The 26,632-nt window shown below is 64.1% G+C and carries 14 protein-coding genes, 1 tRNA gene and 1 CRISPR repeat array; of the genes, 4 read left to right on the top strand and 11 right to left on the bottom strand.

Annotated elements, in window-relative coordinates; translation table 11 throughout:
- Positions 1-69 precede the first annotated feature (69 nt).
- Positions 70-2,433: a GGDEF and EAL domain-containing protein gene (locus P6144_RS09290; protein WP_277767476.1), complete on the top strand. Its 2,364-nt coding sequence runs from the start codon at positions 70-72 to the stop codon at positions 2,431-2,433.
- A 62-nt stretch (positions 2,434-2,495) separates the two neighbouring features.
- Positions 2,496-2,572, top strand: a tRNA-Trp gene (locus P6144_RS09295).
- Positions 2,573-2,748: 176 nt separating this feature from the next.
- Here P6144_RS09295 and P6144_RS09300 read toward each other — a convergent pair.
- The 3 genes from P6144_RS09300 to P6144_RS09310 form a co-directional block, all read right to left on the bottom strand.
- Positions 2,749-5,502: a M14 family metallopeptidase gene (locus tag P6144_RS09300; protein ID WP_277767477.1), complete on the bottom strand. Its 2,754-nt coding sequence runs from the start codon at positions 5,500-5,502 to the stop codon at positions 2,749-2,751.
- 112 nt (positions 5,503-5,614) lie between these two features.
- Positions 5,615-8,104: a prolyl oligopeptidase family serine peptidase gene (locus P6144_RS09305; RefSeq protein ID WP_277767478.1), complete on the bottom strand. Its 2,490-nt coding sequence runs from the start codon at positions 8,102-8,104 to the stop codon at positions 5,615-5,617.
- Positions 8,105-8,214: 110 nt separating this feature from the next.
- Positions 8,215-11,052, bottom strand: a complete 2,838-nt coding sequence (locus tag P6144_RS09310; protein WP_277767479.1) for a TonB-dependent receptor — start codon at positions 11,050-11,052, stop codon at positions 8,215-8,217.
- Between the two features lie 580 nt (positions 11,053-11,632).
- Here P6144_RS09310 and P6144_RS09315 point away from each other — a divergent pair.
- Complete coding sequence (locus P6144_RS09315) at positions 11,633-12,379, top strand: AraC family transcriptional regulator (protein ID WP_277767480.1); 747 nt, start codon at positions 11,633-11,635, stop codon at positions 12,377-12,379.
- A gap of 292 nt (positions 12,380-12,671) precedes the next feature.
- A CRISPR array of direct repeats spans positions 12,672-13,961; the repeat unit is 36 nt; unit sequence GTTGCCGCTGGACCACGATCTCTAAGTGACTATTCT.
- 73 nt (positions 13,962-14,034) lie between these two features.
- Here the strand turns inward: P6144_RS09315 and cas2 are convergent.
- The 4 genes from cas2 to P6144_RS09335 form a co-directional block, all read right to left on the bottom strand.
- Positions 14,035-14,370 carry a CRISPR-associated endonuclease Cas2 gene (cas2, locus tag P6144_RS09320; RefSeq protein WP_277767481.1) on the bottom strand — a complete coding sequence of 112 codons (336 nt, stop codon included), beginning with the start codon at positions 14,368-14,370 and terminating at the stop codon, positions 14,035-14,037.
- A gap of 4 nt (positions 14,371-14,374) precedes the next feature.
- Positions 14,375-15,298, bottom strand: a complete 924-nt coding sequence (gene cas1, locus P6144_RS09325) for a type II CRISPR-associated endonuclease Cas1 (RefSeq protein WP_277767482.1) — start codon at positions 15,296-15,298, stop codon at positions 14,375-14,377.
- Positions 15,299-15,316: 18 nt separating this feature from the next.
- Complete coding sequence (gene cas9, locus P6144_RS09330) at positions 15,317-18,583, bottom strand: type II CRISPR RNA-guided endonuclease Cas9 (protein ID WP_277767483.1); 3,267 nt, start codon at positions 18,581-18,583, stop codon at positions 15,317-15,319.
- Between the two features lie 417 nt (positions 18,584-19,000).
- Positions 19,001-22,384, bottom strand: a complete 3,384-nt coding sequence (locus tag P6144_RS09335) for a DNA methyltransferase (protein WP_277767484.1) — start codon at positions 22,382-22,384, stop codon at positions 19,001-19,003.
- 349 nt (positions 22,385-22,733) lie between these two features.
- On the opposite strand from P6144_RS09335, the gene P6144_RS09340 reads away from it, so the two are divergent.
- Positions 22,734-23,318 (top strand): hypothetical protein, encoded by a 585-nt coding sequence (locus tag P6144_RS09340; RefSeq protein WP_277767485.1) that lies wholly within the window; start codon positions 22,734-22,736, stop codon positions 23,316-23,318.
- Positions 23,319-23,389: 71 nt separating this feature from the next.
- Here P6144_RS09340 and P6144_RS09345 read toward each other — a convergent pair whose 3' ends face one another.
- From P6144_RS09345 to P6144_RS09360, 4 genes are read right to left on the bottom strand one after another with little or no spacing between them, the layout of a single operon-like run.
- Entirely contained in the window at positions 23,390-24,334 is a 945-nt protein-coding gene (locus tag P6144_RS09345; protein WP_277767486.1) for a hypothetical protein, read from the bottom strand.
- A gap of 41 nt (positions 24,335-24,375) precedes the next feature.
- A complete protein-coding gene (locus P6144_RS09350; protein WP_277767487.1) occupies positions 24,376-25,428 on the bottom strand; it encodes an OmpA family protein in 1,053 nt (350 codons plus the stop codon).
- 20 nt (positions 25,429-25,448) lie between these two features.
- The gene (locus P6144_RS09355; protein WP_277767488.1) at positions 25,449-25,961 is read right to left on the bottom strand and encodes a hypothetical protein; all 513 of its coding nucleotides are present in this window, start codon (positions 25,959-25,961) and stop codon (positions 25,449-25,451) included.
- A 2-nt stretch (positions 25,962-25,963) separates the two neighbouring features.
- A complete protein-coding gene (locus tag P6144_RS09360) occupies positions 25,964-26,518 on the bottom strand; it encodes a hypothetical protein (protein ID WP_277767489.1) in 555 nt (184 codons plus the stop codon).
- Between the last annotated feature and the right edge of the window lie 114 nt (positions 26,519-26,632).

Raw genomic sequence — 26,632 nt, forward strand, 5'->3', positions numbered from 1 at the left:
GAGAAAAATCGGCGTTTTCCGGGTGCCCGCCTAACCTCTCGCTAACCACCGCCGCGCTACACCCTTTGGGTGACCAGCCAGACGACCTCGCAATTCGCCCGGCCGCGCATCGATGCGCGAGCGCTCCTGGGCCTGTACGACCCGGCGGATACGACCGACTGGGGGCCGATCCGCGCTGCCCAGTTGCACGCCGGCAGCCAGCTGGCGCTGTTCATGCTCGCCGCCAATGTGATCGGCGCATCGCTCGTCACCATGATCCTCGCGCCGCTGGTGCCGATCTGGCAGCTGGCGAGCTGGGGCGCGCTGGTGGCGGCAGTGGCCGTCGCGGTGGCCTTTCGCCGCCTCGCACGCCGCCACCGCGAGGCAGTGACCGCCTCGATCGGCGATGTGCGCGACACCTTGCTCGACGGCATCGCGTTGGGCGCGGTCTGGTCGATCCCGCCCCTCGCCTTTGGCCATGCGGTCGACGCCAGCGCCGCGCTCGGCCTGTGGATCGTGCTGTCGCTGCTGATGACCGCCAGCGCGGTCGCCATGGCGGCGCTGCCGCTCGCCACCATTTCCTTCGTCTCGATCGTCGGCACCGCGCTCGTGGTGACGCTGTCGCTGATCGCCTCGCCGATGCTGGCCGCCGCCGCCGCGCTGTTCACCGTGCTGCTCGCCATGGCGACCTTTGCCCGCGGCAAGGCGCTGGTGGTGATCCGCGCGGGCGAGATCGCCATTGCCGACCGCGACGAGACGCTGAGCCTGCTCCTGCGCGAGACCGAGCGCGAGGGCGAGGCCGACTGGCTGTGGGAAATCGACGCGCAGCGCCGCGTCGCCCGCGCCAATCCACGCTTCTCCAAGTCGCTGGGCGTCGATCCCAAGACGATCAACGGCACCCCCTTTCTCCAGGTGCTGGCCGGACCAACCTGGGAAGACGGCAATTTCGCCGCCGGCCTGCGCGAGCTGGCCGAGCGGCTGAAGACGCGCGAGCCGTTCCACGACCTGTTGCTGCCCGTGCTCGTCAACGGCGAGGAGCGCTGGTGGGAAATGTCCGCCAGCCCACGTTTCGACGAGGGCGGCGCGTTCATCGGCTTCCGCGGCGTCGGCTCCGACGTGACCGAGGCGCGCAAGTCTGCCGACCAGATCAGCAAGATGGCGCGCTTCGACACGCTGACCGGCCTGCCCAACCGCCTTCTGCTCAACGAGACGCTGGCGCGGGCGATGGGCGAGGCCGAGAAATGGGGCTCGCGCTGCGCCTTCATGATGATCGACCTCGATCGCTTCAAGGCAGTGAACGACACGCTGGGCCACCCGGTGGGCGACCGGCTGCTGATGCGCGTCTCCGAACGGCTGAAGCAGCTGATGAGCGAGAACGAGATGGTCGGGCGCCTCGGCGGCGACGAGTTCGCCGTGGTGGTGCGCGACGCGACCGACACCGCGGGCATCGAGCGGCTCGCGCAGGCGATCATCGACACGGTCTCGCGGCCCTATGAGATCGACCAGAACACGCTGTTCATCGGCGCCTCGGTCGGCCTCGCGGTCGGCCCGCGCGACGGGCGCACCGCCGAGATGCTGATCCGCTCGGCCGACCTCGCGCTCTATCGCTCGAAGGATAGCGGCGGCGGCGCCTTCCATTGCTACGAACCGCAGCTCCACATGGCCGCCGAGGAGCGCCGCGTGCTCGAAATCGCGCTGCGCACCGCGATCGAGAATGGCGAGATGCACCTCAACTACCAGCCGGTGGTGAAGGCCGACACCGGCTCGCTGGCCGGGTTCGAGGCGCTGCTGCGCTGGACGCACCCCGAGTTCGGCGTGATCTCGCCCGCCAAGTTCGTGCCGCTGGCCGAGGATGCCCGGCTGATCCCGCAGATCGGCGAATGGGTGCTGCGCACCGCCTGCCAGGAAGCGGCCAAGTGGGACACGCATATCCGCGTCGCGGTGAACGTCAGCCCCGAGCAGCTCCACTCGCCGAGCTTCGCCACGATGGTGGCGCAGGCGCTGGCCCAGTCGGGCCTGCCCGCCGAGCGGCTCGAGCTGGAAGTGACCGAGAGTGTGTTCATGCGCGAGGGCACCCAGGCGATCCATGTGCTGGAAAAGGTGCTCGAGCTCGGCGTGCGGCTGAGCCTCGACGATTTCGGCACCGGCTATTCCTCGCTCGGCTATCTGGCGCACACCCGGTTCAGTTCGATCAAGATCGACCGCAGCTTCGTGCAGGGCGCATCGAAGGGCACCAAGGAGGCGATCGCGATCATCCGCGCGGTGGTGGCGCTTGCCGACAGCCTGGGCATGGCGACCACGGCCGAGGGCGTGGAAACCGAGGAGGAGCACCACATGGTTCAGCAGCTCGGCTGCACCAAGGTGCAGGGCTATTATTTCGGCCGTCCCCTGCCCGTGCAGGAAGCCCGCGCCCTGGCGATCCGTCCGCAAGGCGGCGCAAGCGCGGCTGCCTGAAAAAAGGCTGGCGGAACTGGCTTGCCCCGGCCGCCAGTCCCCGCTAGAGCCACCCACCGCACAGGGGCGTAGCTCAGCTGGTTAGAGCGTCGGTCTCCAAAACCGAAGGCCCTCGGTTCGAATCCGAGCGCCCCTGCCATCTTTTGGAAGTCGCTGAATTTATCGCTTCGTCGCTATGCCTTGCGATGAAATCGAGGGCGTTTGACGAAAATGGCTGCGCCCGGCGCGCCGGCAAGGCGCCGAGCGCGCCGAAGCGCGGCGCCTTACGCGGCGCCGGGGCGACGCCAATGCCTTATGACATGGCGCCTTTCGCGATCACCGCTCCGCGGCACCGTAAAGCAGCGCGTTGAACAGGAATTTGAAGGTGCCGTAGGATTGGGCGCGCTGCGCGACCTCGGGGCCCATAACGAACAGCTTGCCCTTGCCGATATCGACATCGGCGACCACGATCGTGCCGGCCAGGCGCTCCTGCCCGACCGCCCAGCCGCTCCGCAGCAGGTTCCTCCCCTCGAACCAGGACACCCTGCGCGCCGAGGCCTGGCTGCCGACCGGCACGAAGCTCTGCGAAGAGTTGAAGAACATGTCGACTTCGGACGGCAGGCCATAGGCCAGCGGCTGCGTGGTATCCACGCGCGCGCGCAGCAAGGATCCGGGGATGTAGAAGCTGGTCGTCGGCAGTGGCCGCTGCTTGCCTTCTTCCTCGCGGGAGAGCGCGGCGGCAAGCGGTGCGTCGAGCAGCTCGGCGAGCCGGCCGGAACTGCCGATCGTGACTGCCGCGCCGCCCTGCTTCACGAACTGCGCGATCACGGGCACCGTCTTCTCGTCGGTTATGCTGCCGAGCATCGCCCGCATCTCGGCCGGCGTGTCCTTGGCCTCGGGCTGCTTTGCGGCGCGATCCGATCCCCATGCGCCCTTGGCCGGGAGCGCATCGTCGGTGAACAGCAGCACGTCATAGTCGCGCTTCAGATTCCCCGCATCGAGCCGCTGTGGAAACACCTGCTCGAAGGGAAATTCGAATCGCTCGAGCAGCCACCGCGTCCACCCCGCGGAGATCAGGCCGCCCCAGCGATCGACCAGCCCGATCCGAACGGGCTTGAGCGCAATGCTCGGCCCCGTCGGCGCCGTGGAGACCGCAAGGGCATCGATGCCCAGCTCCTTCACTGCCTGTTCTATCGTCGCCTTCGCCGCCGGAGACGCCGGCACCCACAAGGCACCGGGCTGCAGCGTGACGCCGTCCGCTGTCGTTGCCTGCGACAGCCAGCGCGCCTGGACGCCCGCCTTGAGCAAGCGGTTGGTGAGGATGAAGCTGTTGTTGGTCTCGTGGCCTACCAGCCAGCCCGCCGCGCCCGAGCCCGTCACGTGCCCGGGCGGCGGCGTCATCAACCCGGTGACGGGCGTCTGCGGCGGCGGGGCTTCGTCGAGCAGCCGGTCGAAGCCGATGCCCATCTGATAGGCGAGCGTATAGCCGGTGATATCGTAGGGCGGCGTCGGCGGGCCGCCGGGGAATTCGGTATCGTGCGGGTGATCCTGCGGCTCGAACATGTCGAGCACGTGCGGCCGATAGGCCTGCGCCGCGCGCACGATATAGGAGCCCGCCGCATAGGTCTTTCCGCCGGCCGTGAAGGGTTGATCCGCGCGTTCGACTTCCACGCCCGCCTTGATCAGCGCGTTGAGGAACGCGATCGCGGTCGGCATGTCGCGCTGGGCCGCGGGGATCACATAGGCACGCGGATCGCGCTCTTCCGGCACGCGCAGCAGCTTGTCGTAGAGCGCGGGATCGATCTTCTTCGGGCCGCGGGCCCCCTCCCCGCCCTCTGCCTTGAGCGTTGCCGCATTGGACAGACGGTCGACCTTGGCCGGCGTGATGGTCCAGCTATCGCGGCTGCCGCGCGCGATGCTGTTCGCCGCCATCCGCCAGATGTTGAACAACAGCCTTTCGCGGTTGCGCGAGGCATAGTCGATCACCGCGCGATCGAGGCTCCACTGATAGTCGAGCGAATCCTGCAGGCGCCAGTCGCGCGGGGCGATCGGCATCATCTCGTCTCCGCGCGGCAATTGCGTCGACGGGACCAGCGGGATCTTCGCCGGGGTCGGCCCGCCGATGATCTCGGTCAGCAGGCCGATGGCGTTGTGGAAATAGGAGATCGAGCGCTCCATGCCATTGTGCCAGGTCGAATAGCGCGCGGCGCTGCGCATGCCCGACCCCGCCTTGCCCTCGGAGATCAGCCGCGAATGCATCGCAAAGCCGACCTCGCTCAGCTGCGACATCACGATCGGATCATAGTTGAAGTTGAACGGGTCGCGGAACGGCGGGACGAACACCACCATGCCCTCCGGCCCGGTCTGATGCTGGTTATAGACGATCTGCGGATACCATTCGCGGAACAGCATGCGGTTGACGTTTTCCGTCTCGGGCATCTGCGCCATGAAGCTGTCGCGGTTGTTATCGTGGCCGATATATTTCTGGTAGAGCCGCGGCAAGGTGGCGAACTCGCGGGCCTTAGGATCGGCGTGCCGCATGTACCAGTTGCTGACCAGCTCCATGCCGTCCGGATTGTCGTGGCCGAACAGGATGATGCAGTCGTCCAGCATCCGCATCGTCTCGGGATCCGACTGGCTGAGCATGCGGTGGAGGACCTGGATCTGGCCCTGCGAGGTCACCGTTTCGGTGGCGTGCATGCCGGCGTCGATCCACACGATCGCCTTGCCGCTGCGCGCCAATTGCTGCGCCTCGGCTTCGCTGGGCCGCCCGCGGGCGAGCTTTTCGGCGATCGTGCGATATTCTTCGAGGCGCGCGAGATTGGCCGGCGACGAGACGATCGCGACCCACTGCGTCCGCCCTTCCGCGGTCTTGCCGATATCGACCAGCTTCATCCGATCGGATTCGCTCGCCAGCCGCTTCAGATAGGCTTCGTATTCCGAATAGTTGGCGAGGAAATAGTCGCTGCCCACCGGCTGCTTGAAGAAGCTGGCCGGCGCCGTCACCGAAGGCGGGGCCGCCTGCTGCGCGGCGGCGGCCAGCGGAGCCGAGACGAGCGCCGTTGCAAGAAGCAGGGTGCGCACTGACATGGGCAGATTTCCTCCATCGGCGGCAAGGCTCCGCCCGGGTGCTGTAAGCGAAGCGAGCGGCGGCCACCGGACCGCCGCTCGCCAGTGGATCAACGACTAGGCCTTGCCCGGCCTATTTCGCATTCTTCACATATTTGTCGAACCAGTCGAATGCTTCTGCGAGCACGTGGAGACGGGTCTCGCGCGCCGCATAGATATGATCCTCGAGCGGCAGCATCTCGACCTTCGCCGTCCCGCCCAGGCCCTTCAGCGCATGGTAGAGGCGCTGGGTCTGGATCGGGAACGTGCCCGTGTTGCTGTCGGCCTCGCCATGGAACAGAAGCACCGGCTCATTGATCTTCGGGGCGTTCATGAACGGCGACATCTTGGTATAGACGTCGGGCGCTTCCCAATAGGTCCGCCGCTCGCGCTGGAAGCCGAACGGCGTCAGCGTGCGGTTGTACGCGCCGTTGAGCGCATAGCCCGCCGCGAACAGATCGCTGTTGGCCAGCAGGTTGAGCGTCATGAACGCGCCATAGCTGAGGCCGGCGACACCGATCTTCTTCGGATCGGCAACCCCCTTGGCGACGAGCATGTCGGTCGCCGCCTTGGCGTTGGCCACCAGTTGCTCGACATAGGTGTCGTTGGCCTGCAGGCCGCCGACGATCGGCATCGAGGCATCGGCCAGCACCGCATAGCCCTGGGTGAGGAACAGCATATAGTCGGTCGGCGTGCGCGGCGAGACGCCCGAATAGGCATAGGAAGTGCCGCGCACCTGCCCCGCGCCCTTCAGATCGGCGAATTCGCGCGGATAGGCCCACACGATCGTCGGCACCCGATCGCCCTTCTTGTAGTTGGGCGGAAGGTACAGCGTGCCGCTGAGCGGAACGCCGTCGGCGCGGGTGTAGTTGATCAGCTCCTTGCTCGAATAGCTGAGCGCCGTCTTCGGCCGCGCGATCGCGGTCAGCGCAGTCTTCTTGGCGCCGGCACCCAGGTTGAGGAGATAATAGTTGGCCGGCGTCAGGCTGGTTTCGTAGCGCGTGACGATCTGGCTGGCCTTGTCGTCGAGCACGTCGACGATCTCTTCGAAGTTCTCGCCCTTGGTGGTGAACAGCCGCTCGGTCTTCTTGGTGCCGAGGTCGAAGCGCGACAGGAAGGGATGATCGCCGTCGGGCGATCCGCCTTCGCTGGCTAGGTAGATCGTGTTGCCGTCCTGGCGAAGCACGGTCTGGCCATTCACCGTCTTGGTCACCGGCGTGCCGGGATCGCCATACCAGTCATCGTCATTGTGCGACCAGAGAAGCTCCGGCTTGGCGCCTTCGCCGCTGGTGCCGATCAGCCACATCTTGGTCTCGCGGGTGCCCCAGGCGAACTGCTTGACCAGCGCCTGCTTGGCGTCTTCGGTGAAGGCGAACAGCTCGCGCGCCTGATAGCCGGGGCCGCTCGATTCGATGCGATCGGTGGTGCGGAGGAGTTCCTTCGGCGCGCCGGTGAACGGTGCCTCGAGCAGCATCACGCTGTCGCGATCCTTGGCTTCCTGCTTGGGATTGCCGTTGTCGAGCGTCGTGACATAGAGCAGCGCCGGATCGGCCGAGGGGCGCCACTGGAAGCCGCGCGCGCCGCTGCCCGCCCAGCCCAGGCTCTCCGGGCCGCCATTGTTGGTGGCGACGCTGGCGACATGCTTCACCACGGTGCCGTCTAGCGCCAGAATGTCGACTTCCTTGGGGAAGCGGCTGGCCGGCACGAGATAGGAATAGGGCGGGACGATCCGCACCGAGAGCAGATACTTCCCGTCGGCCGACGGCGTCAGCTCCTGGAAGATGCCCGGCTTGCCGAACGGCGTAGCGGCACCGGTGCCCACATCGACGACCATCGGCTGCGACGTCATGTAATAGTCGTACAGCTTTTCATCGAACTTGCTGGTGAGCAGGTTGGTGAAGGTCCACACCGGCGCCTTCTTGCCATCCGTCTCCTGGACGGCCGGGCCGGTCGGCACGGGCATGACCGGCACCGCGCCACGGCCCTCGGGCACGAAATGGCACATCAGCTTGGCGTTGCCGAGCCACTGGCAGGGACCATCGGACTGATAGTCGATGCTGCGCGCGGCGTTGATCGTCGGGCCGGAGAGCGGCTTGGCCACGCCGGTCGCCACATCGGCGATCCAGAGCTCGATGCCCTTGGCCGTGGTGTGCAGGAACGCAAAGCGGCTGCTGTCGGGCGACCACATCGGCGGCCCCAGCTTCGCGTCGGGCACCTTCAGGTCGAGCTTCTTGCCGCTCTTCAGGTCGACCAGCTGATAGCCGGTGCCCTGCCCGGTATAGGAGGAGTTCAGGTCGTAGGGCTTGAGATCATAGGGCCCGTTGGTCGCGACATTGACGCGCACGCCGCCGAGCTTCTGCATCGGCGCGGCGCGGTCTTCGATGGTCGGCATGCCCTTGAGCGCGGTGAGCACCAGCCAGCGGCCGTCCGGGCTCGCGCTGGCCTCAGGCGGCGGCGCAATATCGAGGATGTCGACGACTTCCTTGGGCGGAAGCCGATAGCTGTCCTGCGCCTGAGCGGCAGGCGAAAGCGCAATCGCGGCAGTGGCGGCCAGCAGAGCAGCCAGGCGGGTTGATCTCATCATCGACTATCCTCGACATTGCACCCGCCGGCAGAGGCTTGCGGGCCGGAAATTAGACAGGGCGCTCGCCGGAAGGAGTGGTGCGCCACCCGATCCGGCGAGCGATCGATCGATCAGAAGTTCTTGGAGAACCCGATGTAGAAGGAACGGCCAATATTGTCGTACAGCGAGCCATCGAACGCGCCGGTGTAGGTGGACGGCGTGCGCGGGGGCTTGGTGTCGAACAGATTGTTGATGCCGAACTGCAGCGTGAAGTCGCTGGGCAGCTTATAGCTGGCGAAAACGTCGTGATAGAAGCGCTGATCGACCTTCAGGAAGCCGTTATATTCCGACGTGCGCTGCACATCGAGGCTCGACTTGCCGACATAGCGGGTGTTCCAGGCCAGGTTCAGGCCGCCATCGCTGTAGGCAATGTTGAACGTACCGCGCCAAGTCGGATCGTCGAACTCGCCATCTTCGATCAGCAGGCTCGCCGGATCGTTGATGTCGACCAGCTCTTCCAGCTTGTCGAGATAGGTCACCGTCGCGCCCAGGCTCAGGCGGCCGCCCAGCTTCGAGCTGATGCCATCCAGCTTGGTGCTATAGTTGAGCGCCACGTCGATGCCGCGTGCATCGAGCCGGCCGATGTTGATCTGGCGCAGGTCGATGTTCGACACGACATACGGATCGTTGACCCCGGCAAGGCCGCCGCGCGTGACGAGCGCGCAGAACGCGTTGTCGAGGCTCGCCGAGTCGACGCAATTGTCGACGATCGTGTTTCCGTCGAGCGTCTGGATCGCGTTGTCGATCCGGATCTGCCAATAGTCGACCGACAGGCGCAGGTTGCGCACGGGGTTGAACACCACGCCCGCGGTCCAGGAGTTGGAGGTTTCCTCGGTCAGGTCCGGGTTGCCGCCCAGCGCCGTCGGCAGCGCGAGCGCCGCAGCCGGATCGACCCAGCCGACCGGAACGCCCAGGGCACGGCAATTGGCCAGTCGGTTCGGCGCCAGGTTGATCTGCGTGGCGTCGCACGGATCGAAGGTGATGTTCAGCGTGCCGAGCGTGTCGGGGCTGTACAGCTCGACGATGTTCGGCGCGCGGACGCTGCGCGAGCGGGTAACGCGGAAGCGCAGCGCATCGATCGGCGCCCATTCGCCGCCCAGCTTCCACGCCATCGTGCTTCCGATCGTGTTATAGTCGGAATAGCGCGCCGCGCCCTCGACCTGGAGCGAGCGGAAGAAGGGAACGTCCTTGAGCACGGGGACGACGAGCTCGGCAAAGACCTCCTTCACGTCGCTGCTGGCATCGACCGGGCCGCCGCCATTGTCGGTACGATACAGCAGGCCGCGCGCACCCATGCCGTCGTCCACGGACTGGAGCCGGTCCTTGCGGTACTCGGCGCCCACCGCGACGCTCAGCGGCCCGCCGGGCAGATCGAACAGCGAGCCGGTCGCCTGGATGCCCGCGAGCGTCTGCTCGTTGGTGACGTCGCGCTGGAAGGTGTACTGGTAATAGGCCTGTTGCGCGTCGGTCAGCCGGCCGTTGAAGATGCTGATCGGAGTGCAGCCGGCGGCACGCGCCGTCGCACTGCGGCAGACGATCTGGTTCGTCGTCGTGTCGAGGACCGCGTCGATGGCTTCGAAGAAGCGGCTTTCGATGCGGGTGTTGAAGACCTTGTAGTTCTGGTCGCGCCGTCCGTACTGGTAGAAGGCCTCCCAGTTGAACCGGTCGGTCAGCTTGCCGCGCAGGCCACCGACTGCCGTGTAGGTGTAGCGCGAATTCACATAGCGCTTGTTGCCGTAGATGTCCTCGCCCTCATAGCCGACGGTCAGCGTCGAGAGGTTGTTGGCATCCATCAGCGCGGTCACCGCGCTGGGCAGCGTGGGGTTGTCGCGGCGCAGCGTCAGCGTGCTGTCGAAATAGCTCTGCCCGTTGGTGTCGGAGCTCGAATAGGAGAATTCGAAGTTGGCATAGGCGGTGATCGCCGGCGTGATCTCGTAGTTCACCGAGCCCATCGCGGCGAACGCCTCGCGCGGGTTGCGCAGGTTCCGCTCGCGGCTGTCATAGCCATATTTCCCGCCGCTGCAGACCGTGCTGTAGCAATTGGGGTTGTTAAGCGGCACCAGGCCGTTGTCGTAGAAATAACGGCGGCCGCCGACGACGAAGGTCGGCTGATAGGAATTGCCGATCGTATGCGGGGAGTTGATCACGATCCGGTCGGCGATGCCGTCCGCCGGACCGGTATTGGCCGGGTTGCTGACAAAGCTCAGCGCGCCGTCCCCATAGGTATAGTCGCGGTCGGTGTACCGCAGGATGTCGCTCTTCTGGTAGGTCAGGCCGAGGCTGGCCGAACCGCGACCGTCGGCGAACTTGCCGCCGCCGCTGCCCGAAAGCATGTAGGTGGCGCCATCGCCGCGCGCCGAAATGCCATACCGGCCGGCGAGGTTGAGCCCTTCATAGTCATCCTTGAGGATGATGTTGACCACGCCAGAGACGGCGTCCGCGCCATAGACCGCCGAAGCGCCGCCGGTGATGATCTCGATCCGCTCGACCATCGACGACGGGATCGACGACACGTCGACCTGCGAACCGTCGCGCGAGCCGGACACGCGCCGGCGCCCGTTGACCAGCACGAGCGTGCGATTGGTCCCGAGGCCGCGCAGGTTGATGAAGCTGGCGCCGATGTCGCGCTGGAAGGTATCGTTGCTGGCGCCCAGGCCGACGCTGATCTGCGGCATCTGGAGCAGCACGTCGCCGACGTCGTTCAGGCCCGTCTGCTCGATCCGATCGGCGCCGATCACGGTGGTGGGGGTCGGATTGTCGAACTCGGTGCGGGCAACGCGCGACCCGGTCACGACGATCTCGGTCGGCGCGGCGGCGGGTTCCGTCTGCTCGTCAACCTGCTGTGCATGGGCGGACGATGCGCAGATCAGCGCGACGACGGAAGCGGCGCCATAGAAGCTCTTCTTCAAAATTTGCCCCCTTGTTCAATAGACATCGAAATCCATGGGCACATTCACCCACGGGCTCGACTTTTGATTTTGAATCCCCTAAGTGCAGCCGCCATCAACTGCGCGAATGCTGCGCAGGCGGCCGGTTTTATTGCTCGGCGTTATATTGTTTCTGAGTCGGCCTTCGTCCCGACATCATATTTCAAGCCCGGACATCATGAGTAACAATTCCGTGCGCCGCTCTCGCCGGCGGGCCATTATTCTTCGCGTGCGGGCCAATTTTTGCACCTGCACAATCCGACCATGACCCGGCACCCAAATCCGCGAAACACGCTCCAATCGGTGCAATAGCACCATTTCGGAGTGTATTTTTCGCCTGTTAACTTACTGATTTTTAATAGCTATTTTGCGGATTCATCAGAACATGAACGGTGCGTCATTTTTGCTGCATCGCCACAATATTTCCGTTGCGACGCAAGAAGGTGATAGCCCTCGCGAACGCGCATGATAAAAATTCGGTATGGAGCGATTCCACCCGGCCTTTAATTGCGATAATGCGCCGCGCCGCGTTCTTGTGCGGACCTCTACCCTGCCCGCTGAATTGACGATCCTGCGCCACTCGCATCGCCGCGCGGAGCTGGCCTATGTGCTCTCGGGCATGCTTTCGTTCACCGCGGGCGACGCGATCTACAACGTCCCGCCGCAGACGACGCTGCTTATCCCGGCAGGCACGGTCCACGACATGCGGGTGCATCGCGACTCGAGCGTGATGACGCTCTACCTGGCGCTGCCGCCCGACAAGGCGAAAGCCGGCAGGTTGGGCACGATACCGGTCTCCGGGCTCCTGCGCGAAATGATGATGGCCGCCGCCAGCCTGCCCGAGGCCTATGTGCAGGAAAGCCGCGATGGCCTGCTGATGGACCTCATCGCCGAAGAGGTCTTGTGGCTGATGTCCCAGCAGGGCGCGCCGACGCTTCAGATTCCGGCGCCGCGCGATCCGCGGCTGCTGCGCCTTTGCCAGGAAGCGCTGGGCCAGCTGGAGCGCGACTGGACGATCGACCAGGCGGCGCGGGTCGCCGGAATGGGACGGCGAACCTTCACCCGGTCGTTCCGGCGCGAGATCGGCATCAGCTTCAACACCTGGCGCGCCCGGGCACGGCTGAACGCAGCGGTTTCCCGGCTCAGCGCGGGCGCCTCGATCACCGAAGTCGCCTTCGAATCGGGCTACAACAGCCCCAGCGCCTTTGCGACAATGTTCAAGCGAACCCTGGGCATGTCGCCATCACAGCTACGCATGGCATCCACAAATGCACGCCATGGAGGCGACCGGTTCCGGACGGAAACCTGAACCGCTCCCTGGGTGGTCGCGCGGCCATGGTGATAACCGCGCCGCGATCGCTGAACGAATGGTGGTTCTCGGCCGATCCGGGCGCCCCGGAACGACCGGTTCCGAGACGCAGCACCGAGGTCCAGCTCGCCGATTACCGTGCGAGTTCCTTCTCCCCCAAGATCTGGAAACGCGTTGTTCGACAGGCCGGAAAGGTTGGGATCTCGGCTGCCATTTCATTGGCCGCAAGTGTAATCGAAAACCATCGCTCAAGAGCGCTGTCATGTCGGATTAACACGATCCGCCAGGAAGTCCCTCTACTGGACCACGATCTCTAAGTGACTATTCTTGCGCGCACCTACGTGACGGTCGAGGCAGAGTTGCCGCTGGACCACGATCTCTAAGTGACTATTCTTAGCGCGGTCCATCGGCGGCAGGCTTGCCGGTTGCCGCTGGACCACGATCTCTAAGTGACTATTCTGAGCAGCCACCGGCCGCGCGTCAGGATCCTGTTGCCGCTGGACCACGATCTCTAAGTGACTATTCTCGCGGTGAGGCGATCGACGCTGGGGGTAAGGTTGCCGCTGGACCACGATCTCTAAGTGACTATTCTACAGCGCCGGGTTCACCTGTGTCGCTGGCAGTTGCCGCTGGACCACGATCTCTAAGTGACTATTCTCGAACGTCAGATATAGCCACGCACCCTTAAGTTGCCGCTGGACCACGATCTCTAAGTGACTATTCTGCGACGAGCGCATGCCCGAGCCGATCTGCTGTTGCCGCTGGACCACGATCTCTAAGTGACTATTCTCCCTCCCACCACACGCCCGATGCGCCGTACGTTGCCGCTGGACCACGATCTCTAAGTGACTATTCTAAGGTGAGACCTATCCCGAGGCCGCTGCCCGTTGCCGCTGGACCACGATCTCTAAGTGACTATTCTCGGTCGCAAGCGCACTGGCGCTCGCAAAGCGTTGCCGCTGGACCACGATCTCTAAGTGACTATTCTGCACTATCACCCCGTCCAACATCAGCCCTTGTTGCCGCTGGACCACGATCTCTAAGTGACTATTCTCGCCAATTACCGCATCTATGGCCGGCGGCTGTTGCCGCTGGACCACGATCTCTAAGTGACTATTCTAACAGGGTCACTTGCGCGAGACCACCGGAAGTTGCCGCTGGACCACGATCTCTAAGTGACTATTCTCAAGCGACCATCCCCTTCGGCACCGCAGGCGGTTGCCGCTGGACCACGATCTCTAAGTGACTATTCTCTGTCGATGAACTCGACCTTCATCGATTCGGTTGCCGCTGGACCACGATCTCTAAGTGACTATTCTTCGCGGCGATCGTCACGCCGTTCGTCTCGCGTTGCCGCTGGACCACGATCTCTAAGTGACTATTCTTCCAGAACGTGTTGGCGACCGGGCCGCGCGTTGCCGCTGGACCACGATCTCTAAGTGACTATTCTCGAGCAGGCCTTGCAGACCGGCACGTCGTCGTTGCCGCTGGACCACGATCTCTAAGTGACTATTCTTGCGGACGTAAATGAGCGTGCGGCGATAGTGTTGCCGCTGGACCACGATCTCTAAGTGACTATTCTAGATGGGCGATTATCTCGTTGATTAAGAACGGGATAATCGCCCACTTTACCCGCACAAAGTCAGCCCAAATCATCAGAACAATGCCAGCTGATCGGGATTTTTCCGCTGGCGCCTTCGCCTCTGGCCGGAAAAACGTACGACATTTTCATATTGCCGGTCCGTGAAGGTCAGGATGTGAATATCGCCCTTTTCAGGAAGGTGCGCCTCGATCCGTCGCATATAGCCCTCGAACTGCTCCTTGCCATTGCAGAAGCGCGCGTAAACGGAAAACTGGCTCTTTTCGAAACCTTCGTCCAGCAGGAATTCGCGGAACTTGGTCGCCGCGCGCATCTGATCCTTCGTCATGACCGGCAGGTCGAACATCACGAAAATCCACATCAGCCTATAGCCGCTGAGCTGCGTTGCCATCGCATCATACCAGCAGCGATTCGAGGCCCGAGAGCTCGATCGCAGAAGGTGGGATCGGCAGAACGAGGTCACCCGCACGCCCGCTCTGAAAACAACCCGCGAGCGACTGCGCGGCGCGCGTGGCGGCACCCGCCACAGTGGTGGTACCATTCTCGCCCGGCAGATCGAGCGCGATCATTCCGGCAAACGCTCGCTTCGCCTCAGGCGTCACGCTGTCGACCCCATGCGCGATCAACCGAACAGTGAGCGCATCGGCAAGTGGGCGAAACGGTTCGATCAGGTCATCGGCAAGCGCGAAGGCATTACCGCGATTGGCGTGGTGGACGCCGATCGAGGGATGGAGGCCCGCCGCTACTACTGCTCTGGCGCACATCGAGCGCAGTATCGCATAACCGTAATTCAGCATCGCATTGGCACCATCCGCCTCGCGATCACGCCGAAACGCGTCTCCCATCAACAGCGGCCAATATCGCCGCGCTGCTTGCGCTTCGACATTCTCCGGATCACCCGAGCCCACACGCCGGGCGAGAAGATCGAAGGCGCCAGCAGATCGCCCGTTCGCCTCTAGCACTGCCGCCTGCCAGCGTATCTTGGCTATTACCAAGCGGCGCCAGAGCTGCTTGGAGAGCGGCCGGCCAGCTTCCCATTGCGCACGCATCCGGCCGTTCTGGGCATGATGTCCGTCAAGCGGAAGGCAAACAGCGACGGGAGCATGATTCGATCCGCACAGGAGCAGGATCGCGCCACGCTCAGCCAGCGCCACTACCAAGCTTGTCGACCAGGTGACGCCGTGCGCATGCACGATCACCGCCGCGACATCGTCGAGCGGCACCCGTCCGACCTCGGCGCGTTCTTCTGAAACGATCAGGAACCCTCGATGCGCGGACAGATGGCGGCCGTCGGTAGCGATATCGACGATGCGATCCACGCCACCCCCACCCCTTGCCTAGATGCGCGTCCGGCGCACCGCGGTGCGCATCGGGAAGCCAGGGTCACGAACGCGGCCAATCTCATCAACCCCTACTTTTCGGGCACGCCATGATTTCAGGGTTCCGGGCGAAGGATAAGCATATTTGAAAGGATCGCCCTTGTCGGCATCGCGGGCCTTCAAAGCGCCTCCCTCATTGAGCGGCGCCACAGCAAATTGCTTGTCGGAGAATTTGACGACCCGCATAAGTTCACATTGCCCAAGACCGCGTTCGATCGCGATCACGTCGTCCCGATGCAATTGCATGACACGCTTCGCAGCCGGATGCGGGCGCTTTCTTTCCGTCGATTGATGCGCATCGAACATCGACATGACTTCTGCTTTCCACTTCCCATCCGGCATTTCCCAAATATCATATCGATAGTTGGAATCGCCCTTGTATCCCTTATAGGCATTACCGCTCTTGTCCCGGATCGGGATGACGGCGGTGGGCTCCAGGATTCGGACGCGCCGCAGCCCTTTCCAACAATGGTGTGCCTCGGCAAATCGCTGGACGGCTTCCCCAAAGCCCTTGTCTCGATAGCTCTTGGTCGCATCCGCCAGCGCCCGGCGCAGATCCGCATCCGCCACCCATGCCGGCTTCGCACCGCTCCCGCCATCAATGAGATGCTCGGGCTTGAGAGCCTCCAGCGGAACGCGATGGACCACCAGCGGATTTCCCTTGGAATCGACGCGATCGGTAAAGCCATAGGCTGTGTCGTTATGCAGCCTGGCAGCAGTGGCATCCCGCCCCTTAGGAAGACCAGCCTTCGATGCTGTGCCGTGATCGACACGGTGGCTGACCGTGATAGTGCTAACCGCGGCACGCAGATCGTCGCGAAAACCGACCCAAGGTTCGGGGACCATGATGCGCTCGCGCCCCTCGGCGCCCGCCTGGCCCGAGGCATGCGCGATCTTCTGCAGCAGCGATCGATCGACGATCGCAATCACCACCGCGTCGATCGCGTGGTGGCGATGGTCGAGCCGGTTCTTGGGCTGGTCCGCACCGCCTCCGAAATTGTGATCGGGCAGCAGGTCGTTGAGGCCGAGCTTGCGGCGCACCATTTCGGTCAACCGCCCAGGCGATACCCAGACGTGGCCACTGCCCCCGCCGGCCTCCGGATAGAGCGCAGCGAGATATTCGCGGGAGAGCCGCGCAAGATATTGGGTGTCAACCAAATGCCTGGCCAGGAAGCCACCCTCTTCCTTGAACCGTTCCATCGCATCGGGTTCGAAGCGCCATCGCTTGTTGCGCGGCAGTTGCGCGGCGCGCGCGGCGATCTCCTCCCATTGCGGCGTATGGCCCCAGGCTTCGTAGGGTGAGCGTTTGCGCTTGGCCCGGTTCGCCTCACGCATGCAGACGATCTTGTTGGTGTTGCTGTCATCGAGCGTGCCGGCAAAGGGCAGGATATGGTCGATATCGACCGCGTCCGAGAAGAGCATCTCGATCGAAATCTGCTGGCCGGTATAAATGCAGCGCCGATCGAGCACGTTGCCGAGATTGAGTTCCTCCCAGAGTTTCAGGCGCGCGCGGTTGGCACCTGTGTCGGGCTGGCCGATCGCTGCGAGCTTTTCCGAGCGACGCTCGGCACCCAGCCGGTTTTCGTTATTCTCGCGGTTGAGCCGCTTCTTGTCGTCATCGGTGAGCTTCAACTCGCGCGCCAATTCGATCGCGATCTCGGCCGGCGGGCCATAGGTACGGATCAGCGCGTTGACGACGCGGCGGAGCTGGTTGAGTCCGATATGCACGGTCGGGTTGGTCAGCCGCCCGATACGCATCTCGTCGGGATCGGACGGCTCGCCGGTTCCCGGCATGATGTGCCGTTCAAGGGCGACGCCATAATAGGGCAATTCGGAATGCACATCGACGGTGCGGAAATCGCTGTGATGGCGGAATCCCGCGCGCTCGACTGCTTCCGAATAGACGATAACCCGTCCATCCGGATCGCTTCCGAAGCGTAGCGCTTCGATCAGCCGAGTGGTCGCCTCCAGTCCGAAACGGCCATAGCCTTGCGGCAGATGCACTGAGAGCACCGCCGCAGCCTGCTCGGGCGAGAGCCCATGCTCGGCCGCCAGCCAATCGCGGAAACTGCGTTCGTCTGCATCGCTTTCCACCGCACTCAGCCGCTCGACCACTGCCCATTGCGCCTCGGGAGAGAGATGCACCCAGAGATTGCCGAAACGGGTCTTGGCACCCATCAGCGCCGCGACCTCGTCGCCCTTCAGCTCGGTGCGGTTCTCGCTCTCCTTGTTGAAGCGCGCATCGGGATCGAGCTTGAGCACGCGCAGCCTCAGCGTCTCGAAGCTCACCTTCGCCTTGTCCTTGAGCTTGAGGAACAGCAGGTCGCGCTCTTCATGCGTCAACCGCTCCGCCCGCTCGCCCGGGCGCACGATCATCAGCGCGTTCAATTCCTCGAGCAGGCGACGGCGCTGGAACAGCGGGTGCGCCTTGGGCAGCCGCCGGTCGCCTGCGACGAGCGTACAGGTACCGATCTGCGGCGACTTGAGCGGGCGCTGGTAGAAGACCGTCTCGAACAGGCGTTCATAGACCTCGGGGGTGAGCACCTCCGGATGATGCGGTGCCTGCGCCTCCCAGATTTCGCGGAACTCGTCCTCGATCAGCGCGCGGCCGGGATAGAAATCATAGCCGTTGCCCTTGGCATCCTCGCCGGCCTCGGGCCGAAGGCGCGTGCGGACGCTCGGAATGGCGTTGGCATCGATCGCACCGACACGGCGAAGGTGGAGGAACTCGCCAAAGGTACGCGCACCACGTTCGTTGATCGCTTGTTCCAGCCGACCGATGCCGATCTTGACCTTGCCGCTCTCGTCATCGGGCTTGTCCGCCTTGCGGTTCGACTTGAATCCGCGCCGCTGGTTGAGGTGGAAGAAGGCGCGGCCGAGATGATGCAGCGGCAACGCTTCATCGAGCGCACGGGCGCGCAGTTCGAAGGGGTCGAGTGCCTTCAGCGCTTCGCGTTCGACTGGGTCAGTGGGGAACAGGCCGTCGGCGGTCAGGTGCTTGAGCAATCCGCGCTGGCGCTGCTTGAAGCGATCCCGCCGGCGACGCATGGCCCGGGCATCGCGGCGATCGACAGCGAGCGAGGCGCCGGATTTCGGGTCGCGGCCATCGCTGAAGATGCGCGAGCCGGCTGCAATGATGCCGCAGGGTTTCCCTTCGTCATCCAACTGCAGCGCCGCCCAGCCAAGCGAATTGGTACCAAGATCACAGCCCAACCGCCACTTCATGCTCATTCCCCCAATCTCAAATGAAGCGATGGGGTCGGGATGATGCAAGGAAAATCTGATCCGACTTGATCGCCCCTTAGCTTGACTTTTTACAAAAATTCGATAGTACAGGTCACTTAGAGATCGTGGTCTGGCGGTTAACAAGCAGCCAGTCTGCACCAGATAAAGGCGGCGCCACGGCGCCGCCTTTTTCTTTAGCCATAGCGCAGACTCAGAGATCGTAGTCCAGCAACAACTCACCCCGATTAGGTGTTGAGGATCAACAGCCTCGTAGCGGAGTTTGATGGGCGAGGCATGCACTCACAGCCCCGCCCATGCCCAGATGCCTAAAAGGAATCGAGTGCCGTTTCCAAAAAAGCACTGAACACAACTATCAGTGCTCAATAGACAAAAGCATGTCAAGTTCCCTCACCCTGATTATGCCACACGCCGCAACCGATACCCGCCCTGCTCCACCGCGACATGTCCCAGCCGGGCCAGCGCAGCCAGGGTTGCCTCGATGCGGGGGGTCGCCTTGCGCCCCTGGGCGTAGCGGCCGGCGATCTCGGCCGCCCCCCACACCTTGCCGTCGCGCAGGCTGTCGAACACCGCAGCGGTCTGGCCAACCGCGTCGCGCGGGAAGACCGGCTTGCCTGCAGTTACAGCACCCGGCGCAACCTCGAACTGCATTGCGGCAGATTGCGGCGCGAGCATTTCCACGCCGCTCCGCGCAAGCTGATACTCAGGTCGTAGCCAGCGGACTCGTCCCGCCCGCTCCTCGCTTACCCGCTCGGCATTGAGCGCGACCAGTCTGGCGATGACATCTTCCTCGGCAAGATCGGCCGGCCAGCCATAGACAGCGGCGACTGCGGCATCGAGCTGGTCGTGGAGCTCGGCGATGAGGTCCACCCGGCCGCGGATGCGCTGGTCCTGCTCCGCCATGGCGAACGGCCGACCGGCGACGAGTTGTTCGCGCAGATTGTAGAGACCCGTAAGCGTGAGATCGCCATGCTCGGCCAGCACGGCCTTGCGCGCGGCGTCGAGTTCTTCGGCCAGACCAGCGACTGTTCGCCGATGTGAGGCGGCCATATCGGGAAAGGGAAATGGGTCGAAGACCTTACTCTTCACGTAAACGGAGTCGTTTCCCACCCCGAGCCATCCCCCCGCGCGAAGCGACCAGGCGACATGGTAGGAAGAAGATAGGATACCGAGATTGTGAGCGTCAGCCAATCCGACGCAAACCAGCTTGTTATCGGGGAGAATATCCTCCTCCAGAAACTGGAAGACGCGGTGCTTCGCGGTTTCAACCGTGGCAATGTAGCGCGAAAGGCCATCGAGCGCCGGGCGCAACTCGCGCCGCGGCTCGCCGAAGACCCACCAATTGTCGCGATAACTGGCCCTGTTGTTGCGGTCACGCTCCGGCTTCACGGTGCGGAGCAGGTGACCATAGACCTCCGGAAAGCGCTGGCGCACTTCGACCTCCGCCAGCCCGAACAGGTCGATCACCATCACGCCACGTGCCCGCGCGGTGAGGTCGCGGCCGTTGCGATAGGGGCGAATATGGCGATCAAGTCCCTCGCGCCGGCCGAGACCCAGGTGCACCGCCTCCGCCGGCGTGACGATGAAGCCCGCGCCGTGCAGCTTCACCCCCGGCGAACTCAGCCCCGCATTCGCCCTCAGGGGTACCGTCGCCGTGATGTCCACTCCCACCGTCAGATCCGGATGAATACGGCCCGACGCGGTATGCAACGCGATCCGGGGCTGGTCGCTGTCGAGCCCCTCCTCATGCAGAACCTCATGAAGCAAGCCGTCGCCTTCCCCACGGGCGACCACCGTCATGGCGATACGAACGGCAGCGGCGTCGGGCGAAGCCTTGGTCCAGGGGTGATCGGGAATCGCCATCGCCAGATGCAGCGGCGGATTGCCGCAGAGCCGCTTCGTCATCACCCTGCGGCTGAATTCCTGCGTGATCGAGTTGGTGGTGACGAACCCGAACCGCTTGAGCGTCGTACCCTTTTGCGCGAGCAACTCCGCCGCTCGATCCCACCAGTACATCACCAGATCGGCCGATTTGTTGAGATGCGGATGCGCCTTCCAAAGAGCTTCGGCATAGCCCTCGGGTAGCCGCGCACGCAGATCCTTGCCGCCGATGAAGGGAGGGTTGCCGATGATATAGTCGGCCTGCGGCCATTCCGGGCGGCGTGGATTGGGCCGCTCGGTGGCGGTACGCTCGGCATTTGGGTGCTCGGGATCATGCGCCAATATCGAGTCCATCCTGCGGATGTTGCCGAAGCTCTTCAGCACCGGATCGGAAATCCCGCCACCATTGCGCAAATGCCATTGCAGATAGCCGAGCCACAGCACCAGCTCAGCAATCGCGGCTGCACGTGGATTGACTTCGAGGCCAAGGAAATTGCGCGGATCGACACTCATCGTCTCCAGCGCCAGGGCCTCCTGCCCGCCCAATGCAGCAAGCGCCTCAAGCACTTCGCCTTCGAGTTGCTTCATCAACTCGAGCGCGACGTACAGGAAATTGCCGGTCCCGCAGGCGGGATCGAGAATACGGGTGACGGCAAGCCGGGCTTGAAAATCACGGATCAGCCCGATTGCTTCGATAGGCTTGTCCAGGCGCAATCGCTCTACCGTGGCGAGTATAAGCCGCCATTCCTCCCGCAAAGGCGCAATAATCGTAGCGATCACGAGGCGTTCGACATAAGCACGCGGCGTATAATGGGCACCGAGTTGCCGGCGCTCCTCCGGGTGCAGAGCCTGTTCGAGAAGCGCGCCGAAAATCGCAGGCTCGACTTCCGTCCAGTTGTGGTTGGCCGCTTCAAAGAGTTCGCCGATCTCCTCTCGGCGCAGCGGTATGGCCGTCGCGTCGGCGAATAGCCCGCCGTTGAAATAGCGCACCCGGCGGCGGAGCACGGGCGAAATGCCGCCCTTGTCCATCGTCCGCCAAAGATCCTCGAGCATCGGCGCGAACGCCGCGGGATTGTCGCGGGCATCGCCCAGCATCTCGGTGAAGCTTCCGCGATCGAGCAGCCCGACATCCTCGGAGAACATCGTGAACATGCAGCGCATGAGAAAATGCGCAACCTTCTCTGGCGAATGATCACGCTCCTCGAGCGATTTGCTCACCTTGGCAAGCCGGCTGGTGATCCGGCGCGTAACCGCGGCGGCGTGTTTGGCGGGATCGAGGCTATGGGGATCGAGCCAGATCGCACGCAGCAGATCGCGCACCTTTGGCGCCCTCAGATCCTCCAGATAGATTCTGAAGCCAGCGCGATCGGGGAATTGGCGGTAATTTTTCCCCTGTCCGGAAAAGTCCGCGTACAACTCCAGGCAATGGCCGACATCGCACACGATGAGAAAGGGCGGCCAGCCATGCGCTTCGTCGAGCGCCCGCGCATAGCGCTCGGCCTGATCGCGTGCGTTGCGCATAAGCACGTCCCAGTCACGCCCTGCGCTTCGTCGACCCAGCGTCAAGGGCGCTTCCGGATCAGATCGAAACGGCGGATCGGATGGATGAATGCCGTTTAGCTGATCCTTCCAGCGGCTTTGCTTGGCTTCAAGCACGAAACAGCCGCGACGATATAGATCAATGCGTCCGATCCATACATGACCTTCGTCATCGACCTCGCGCACCGCGCGCTCGAATACATAATCATTGTTTTCGTGAGTTGCACCGGCCGGATCCGGATGTGGGAGATCCAGAAAATCTGCGAGCTCCACAAGAAAAAGGGCATAATTGGCGCGCTCGGCGCCGCCCTCCCCTTTGCGCCACCTGTCAATGAACGCGTCCGATGAATTCCCCCCATGCATACCTAGAAATTTTCACTATCAATTTGACTCGTCTATCGATGATGAACCACCACTTGTTTCATATTAGAACAATACCTACAAAATATGTAACATCATGATACAATAACATGACATCTATACGTCAAATAAAATTTGCTATGACCAGCCTAAAAATCCGAAATCAGATCAAGAATATTTGCATGCCGCATGAAATCACAGAACATCCAAAGCTCGCCCGTTATTCCATGACTCAGGGCCGAGCCGGACGCTAAATCGCGGCGGCATGTCCGATCGCCGCGCCGTTTCCCGTTTCCCCTTGCGGCAAAGGTCTCGGGCGCAGGTGCCCGAGGCGGATCCGAGGGAGGACCAGATGCGACGTTCGACAATTGGTGCGGCAGTGGCGGCGGCCGGTCTCGCGCTCGCGGGATGCGGCGGCGGCACGACCGGCAGCGCGACCGCCGAGGCGGGCGCGTCGGGCGGTGGCACGTTCGACCCCTGCTCGGTGCTGAGCGCCGCGGAGATATCGGAGATCACCACCGATGCGGTGACCCGCACGAACCACGACGACGCCACCTGCTACTATGACAGCGACCCCGATGACGGCGTGCGGCTCACCGTCATGAAGACCGGTGGCAGGAAGCAGATGGAGGTCGTGCACCGCACTGCCGGCGTGCTGAGCGGCATGGGGAATTCGGTCGCCGACAAGGGCGGCGCGGGCGCCGATGCCGCCAATCTGCTGCAGAAGGACAAGACGGCGGCGCCGCAGCTGGGCGACGAGGCGGCCTGGGGCCTGAACACCGTGCTGTCGGTGCGCAAGGGCGACATGTTCGTCGAGGTAACCCCGCCGATGATGCACGATCCCAAGACGCATCCCGGCTATCCGCTCGTCAAGACCGACGAGAAGCGCGCGATCGCGCAGAAGATCGCCGAGAAGGCGCTGGCGAAGCTGCGATAACCTGCCCCGCGCGGAAACGAGAAGGCTCCCCGGCATGGCGCCGGGGAGCCTTTTTCCTGCCCGGCCGCCGATCAGAGCGGGCGCTGGTCGCGAGCCAGGCAGCGCACGGTGAAGCCGACATAGGGCTCGCTGGCCTGGGGTCCGCGGTTGGCCAATGCCCGCCATACCCGCTGCCCGTTCACCGCCTCCTGGGTCAGCTCCACCTTCTCGCCATAGCCGTTGAACTTGCCGCCGATCCCGGCGATCCCGCACAGCGCATCGTCGGCGGGCACCAGATATTGCGGGCCGGTGCCCATATATTTCGCGTCGCCCGTCAGGTTCTGCCAGGCCGAGCCCGTATAGGTCGTCTTGACCCAGGCGACGAACACCGCCGCGGCCGGGTTCTTCGTGCGGCCGGTCTTCGTGCGGTAAAGCGGCGCCGCGAACAGCCGCCCGATGCCGAGCACCGATGCCGATACCTTGCCCGAACAGGCCTGGATCGAGGCGAGCGGGGCGTTGTTCGGCCCGACCGTGGCCATGACGTTCTCGCCCTCGCCCGCGAACCTGCCGCCAAGTCCGGCAAGGAACGGTGCAAGCCCGCTGAACAGGCCCGCCGTCTGCGACTTGGCACCGCAGCCGGAATCGCTCTTCACCGCCGAGATCTTCTCGATCCAGGGAATCTTGCCTTCCTCGAGGACGAACTGGTTGCGGGCAGCGCAGCCCGCGGTGAGCCGCAGCTGCGCCTGGCCGGACCTGCCGCCCAGCATGTAGCGCGGGCCACCCGCCGCCGCCTGATCGATATAGAGATTGATGAACTCCCCCTCCCCCGCGAGCTTGCCCGAGAAGCGCGTGAGCACGCAGAAATGGGTGGAAACCGGAGGCCCGATGGCCGCTGGATCGCCGGCGCTCCAGCTGAACTCGGTGATCTGGAGCGGCTTGGCGAGGATCTGCTCGGCCTGGCTGGCGGCAATCTGCGCCTGGGCGGTGTTCACGGTAAGGGTCGCGGCAAGAGCCGCGAGCAGGTGCTTGCTGTTCATGATGCTTCCTTCGGTGCTTGGAGCTTGGGAGCCTTCGCGGCTCAGCGCTTGACCAGTTCGACGCGGCGGTTCTTCGCCCGCCCGTCCTCGCTGCCATTGTCGGCGATCGGCTTGTCCTGGCCATAGCCCCGCGCCTGGATACGATCGGCGGCGATCCCCTTGGCCCTGAGCGCGGCGACGACGGCGGCGGCGCGCCCTTCGGACAGGGTCTGGTTGTGCGCCGGCGTGCCGGCATTGTCGGTATGCCCCTCCACCGTCAGCTTCAGGGCGGCATCGGCCTGCATCAGCTTGACGATCTCGTCGATCACCGGCTGCGCCTCGGGTCGCAGCGCGGTCTTGTCGGTATCGAAGTTCAGGTAGAGCGCGACATGGCCGGCGCCGTCGAGATCGCGCTTCATCTGGTCGGCCGGGATCAGCTGGACCTTCACCTCGAGCGCCTTCTTCTCGACAATCGTCAGCCAGTAGTTCTTCGAATTGTCTTCCCAGGGATGATAGACCTCCACCCAGATCTGGCTGGTCGGCGTGCGCAGCATGTACACGCCCATCTGGTCTTCCTCATAGACATAGTTCGCCCGGAAGCGCCGGTCCTGGAACATCAGCCTGGCGTCCTTGAGCGGCTTGCCCGAGCCTTCATAGACGGTGACCCCGCCCAGATCGTGGACGAGCTTCTCATAGGTCTTCTGCACCTGGAAGAACGAGGCGGTGCTGCCCTTGCCCCCGGTGATGATCGTGCGCCCCTCGACCGGGATCAGCTTGTGCCCGTCGAAGAATTCCCAGCGGTCATAGGGCACGTCCTCGAGGAACTTCGCGCCGTCTGAGGTGGGCATGATCTCCGGCTTGAACTTCTCATAGCCGTCCATGACGCCGAGATAGGGCCAGGCGCCGAGCTTGGGATCGGCGATCGGCGCTTTTTCGGGATCGAAGCCGGTAACCGGTGCGGCAGTCTCGCTCGGCGTGGGCGCCGGCGCGGGCGCCGCGGTGTTGGCGACGAGAGCGTGCGCACTCTCATTATCGCCGCCGGGCGTATTGCCCGACGAGCAGGCGGCCAGGGTGATCGCGAACAGGCTGGCGCCCAGGATATGGGTGTTCGACATCTAGTTTCCCCTTGTTCGGGTCAGGAGACCATGCAGGTTTCGCCGGCGTAGAGGCCGATCACGCGGGCGCCGGGCTTCATGCTGTCGAGGAAGCCCGACGGGCCGTCCTCCCGCGTGAACATCACGCCCAGCGATCCGTCGTCGATGTCGATGTCCGGATAGGCCTTGCGCAGCGCGGTGCGCGTCGCGCCGATCGTGATGCCGGCCGCAGTCTTCAGCCCCGGATCCACCTTGCCCTCCAGCGACCAGCCGGAGAATTTTCCCTTCAGGAACTGGATCGTGAGCCCGCCGCGATAATCGACCATCGTCATCGGCTCGCCCTGGCCGCAATCGGGCGAGGTGCGGGTCATCTGCGGCTTGCCCATCACTGCCGTCACTGCGGCGAGCGCAGCCTTCTTCGGGGTGCCGAAGCGCAGGACCTGCGGCTTGCCGCCGACGATGCGGCTGAGCCCGTCGCCCCGCAGCGTCCAGGGCGTGGGAGCGGGCGCGGCTGCAGTGAGCGCCAGCGCGGCGAGTGCGATCATCGCACGCATCGTCACGCGCCCAGCTTGCGGGCGAGCGCGATCGCGGCAGCCTTCTGGTCCGGCGCCCCCATCGTGCCCAGGGTGAACGACCAGAAGCGCCCCTCGCCGGTGAAGACGTAGAGCATGTGCAGCTCGGGGTTCCACAGCCCGCCCTTCCCCACGCCGGGCACGTCCTCGGTGGGTGCGTTGGCGCCCTCCTGCATCTGCTTGCGGACGCGCGCGGTCAGGTGCGCCACATCCTCGCCGGCGCCGTCGCTCGACTGGCCGCTGCCGAACACGACCATCTTGGTGCCGCCGAAGCTGTAGGCGCATTGCGAATAGCGATCGGCGCCGTCCGCTCCGTCATGCACCGCGCTCAGCTCTGCGCTCTGCACCGTGGCGCCCAGGCTCTGCCCGACCACCGCCTTGTCGAGCGTAGCGCAGGCATCGAGCACGTCTTTGCCACCGTCCGACGCCGTCGATCCGGCCGGCGCGGCAGTGCCGCCGTTTCCGCCGGTCGAGGCTGCATCGCCGCACGCCGCCAGCATGCCGGCAAGCCCCACCGCGCAAAGCATGGATATCCGCATCACCTGCCCCTTCTTCGTCGCGCGCGAACACGCACTTTCTGCCTGGGACAACGAGAACCGCGCCGCGGATCGGACATGCTGCGCCGAAGAATGCGCAACAGCGCGCGATCCGTG

Origin of the sequence: Sphingomonas sp. HITSZ_GF, assembly GCF_029543155.1 — a bacterium.
In the GTDB taxonomy this organism is placed as follows: Bacteria; Pseudomonadota; Alphaproteobacteria; order Sphingomonadales; family Sphingomonadaceae; genus Sphingomonas.

Excerpts from the sequence above, each read along its gene's own strand:
- P6144_RS09300 (WP_277767477.1), bottom strand. The coding sequence starts at position 5,502 with ATGTCAGTGCGCACCCTGCTTCTTGCAACGGCGCTCGTCTCGGCTCCG.
- P6144_RS09305 (WP_277767478.1), bottom strand. The coding sequence starts at position 8,104 with ATGATGAGATCAACCCGCCTGGCTGCTCTGCTGGCCGCCACTGCCGCG.
- cas2 (WP_277767481.1), bottom strand. The coding sequence starts at position 14,370 with ATGGCAACGCAGCTCAGCGGCTATAGGCTGATGTGGATTTTCGTGATG.
- cas9 (WP_277767483.1), bottom strand. The coding sequence starts at position 18,583 with ATGAAGTGGCGGTTGGGCTGTGATCTTGGTACCAATTCGCTTGGCTGG.
- P6144_RS09335 (WP_277767484.1), bottom strand. The coding sequence starts at position 22,384 with ATGCATGGGGGGAATTCATCGGACGCGTTCATTGACAGGTGGCGCAAA.
- P6144_RS09340 (WP_277767485.1), top strand. The coding sequence starts at position 22,734 with ATGCGACGTTCGACAATTGGTGCGGCAGTGGCGGCGGCCGGTCTCGCG.
- P6144_RS09345 (WP_277767486.1), bottom strand. The coding sequence starts at position 24,334 with ATGAACAGCAAGCACCTGCTCGCGGCTCTTGCCGCGACCCTTACCGTG.
- P6144_RS09350 (WP_277767487.1), bottom strand. The coding sequence starts at position 25,428 with ATGTCGAACACCCATATCCTGGGCGCCAGCCTGTTCGCGATCACCCTG.
- P6144_RS09355 (WP_277767488.1), bottom strand. The coding sequence starts at position 25,961 with ATGCGTGCGATGATCGCACTCGCCGCGCTGGCGCTCACTGCAGCCGCG.
- P6144_RS09360 (WP_277767489.1), bottom strand. The coding sequence starts at position 26,518 with ATGCGGATATCCATGCTTTGCGCGGTGGGGCTTGCCGGCATGCTGGCG.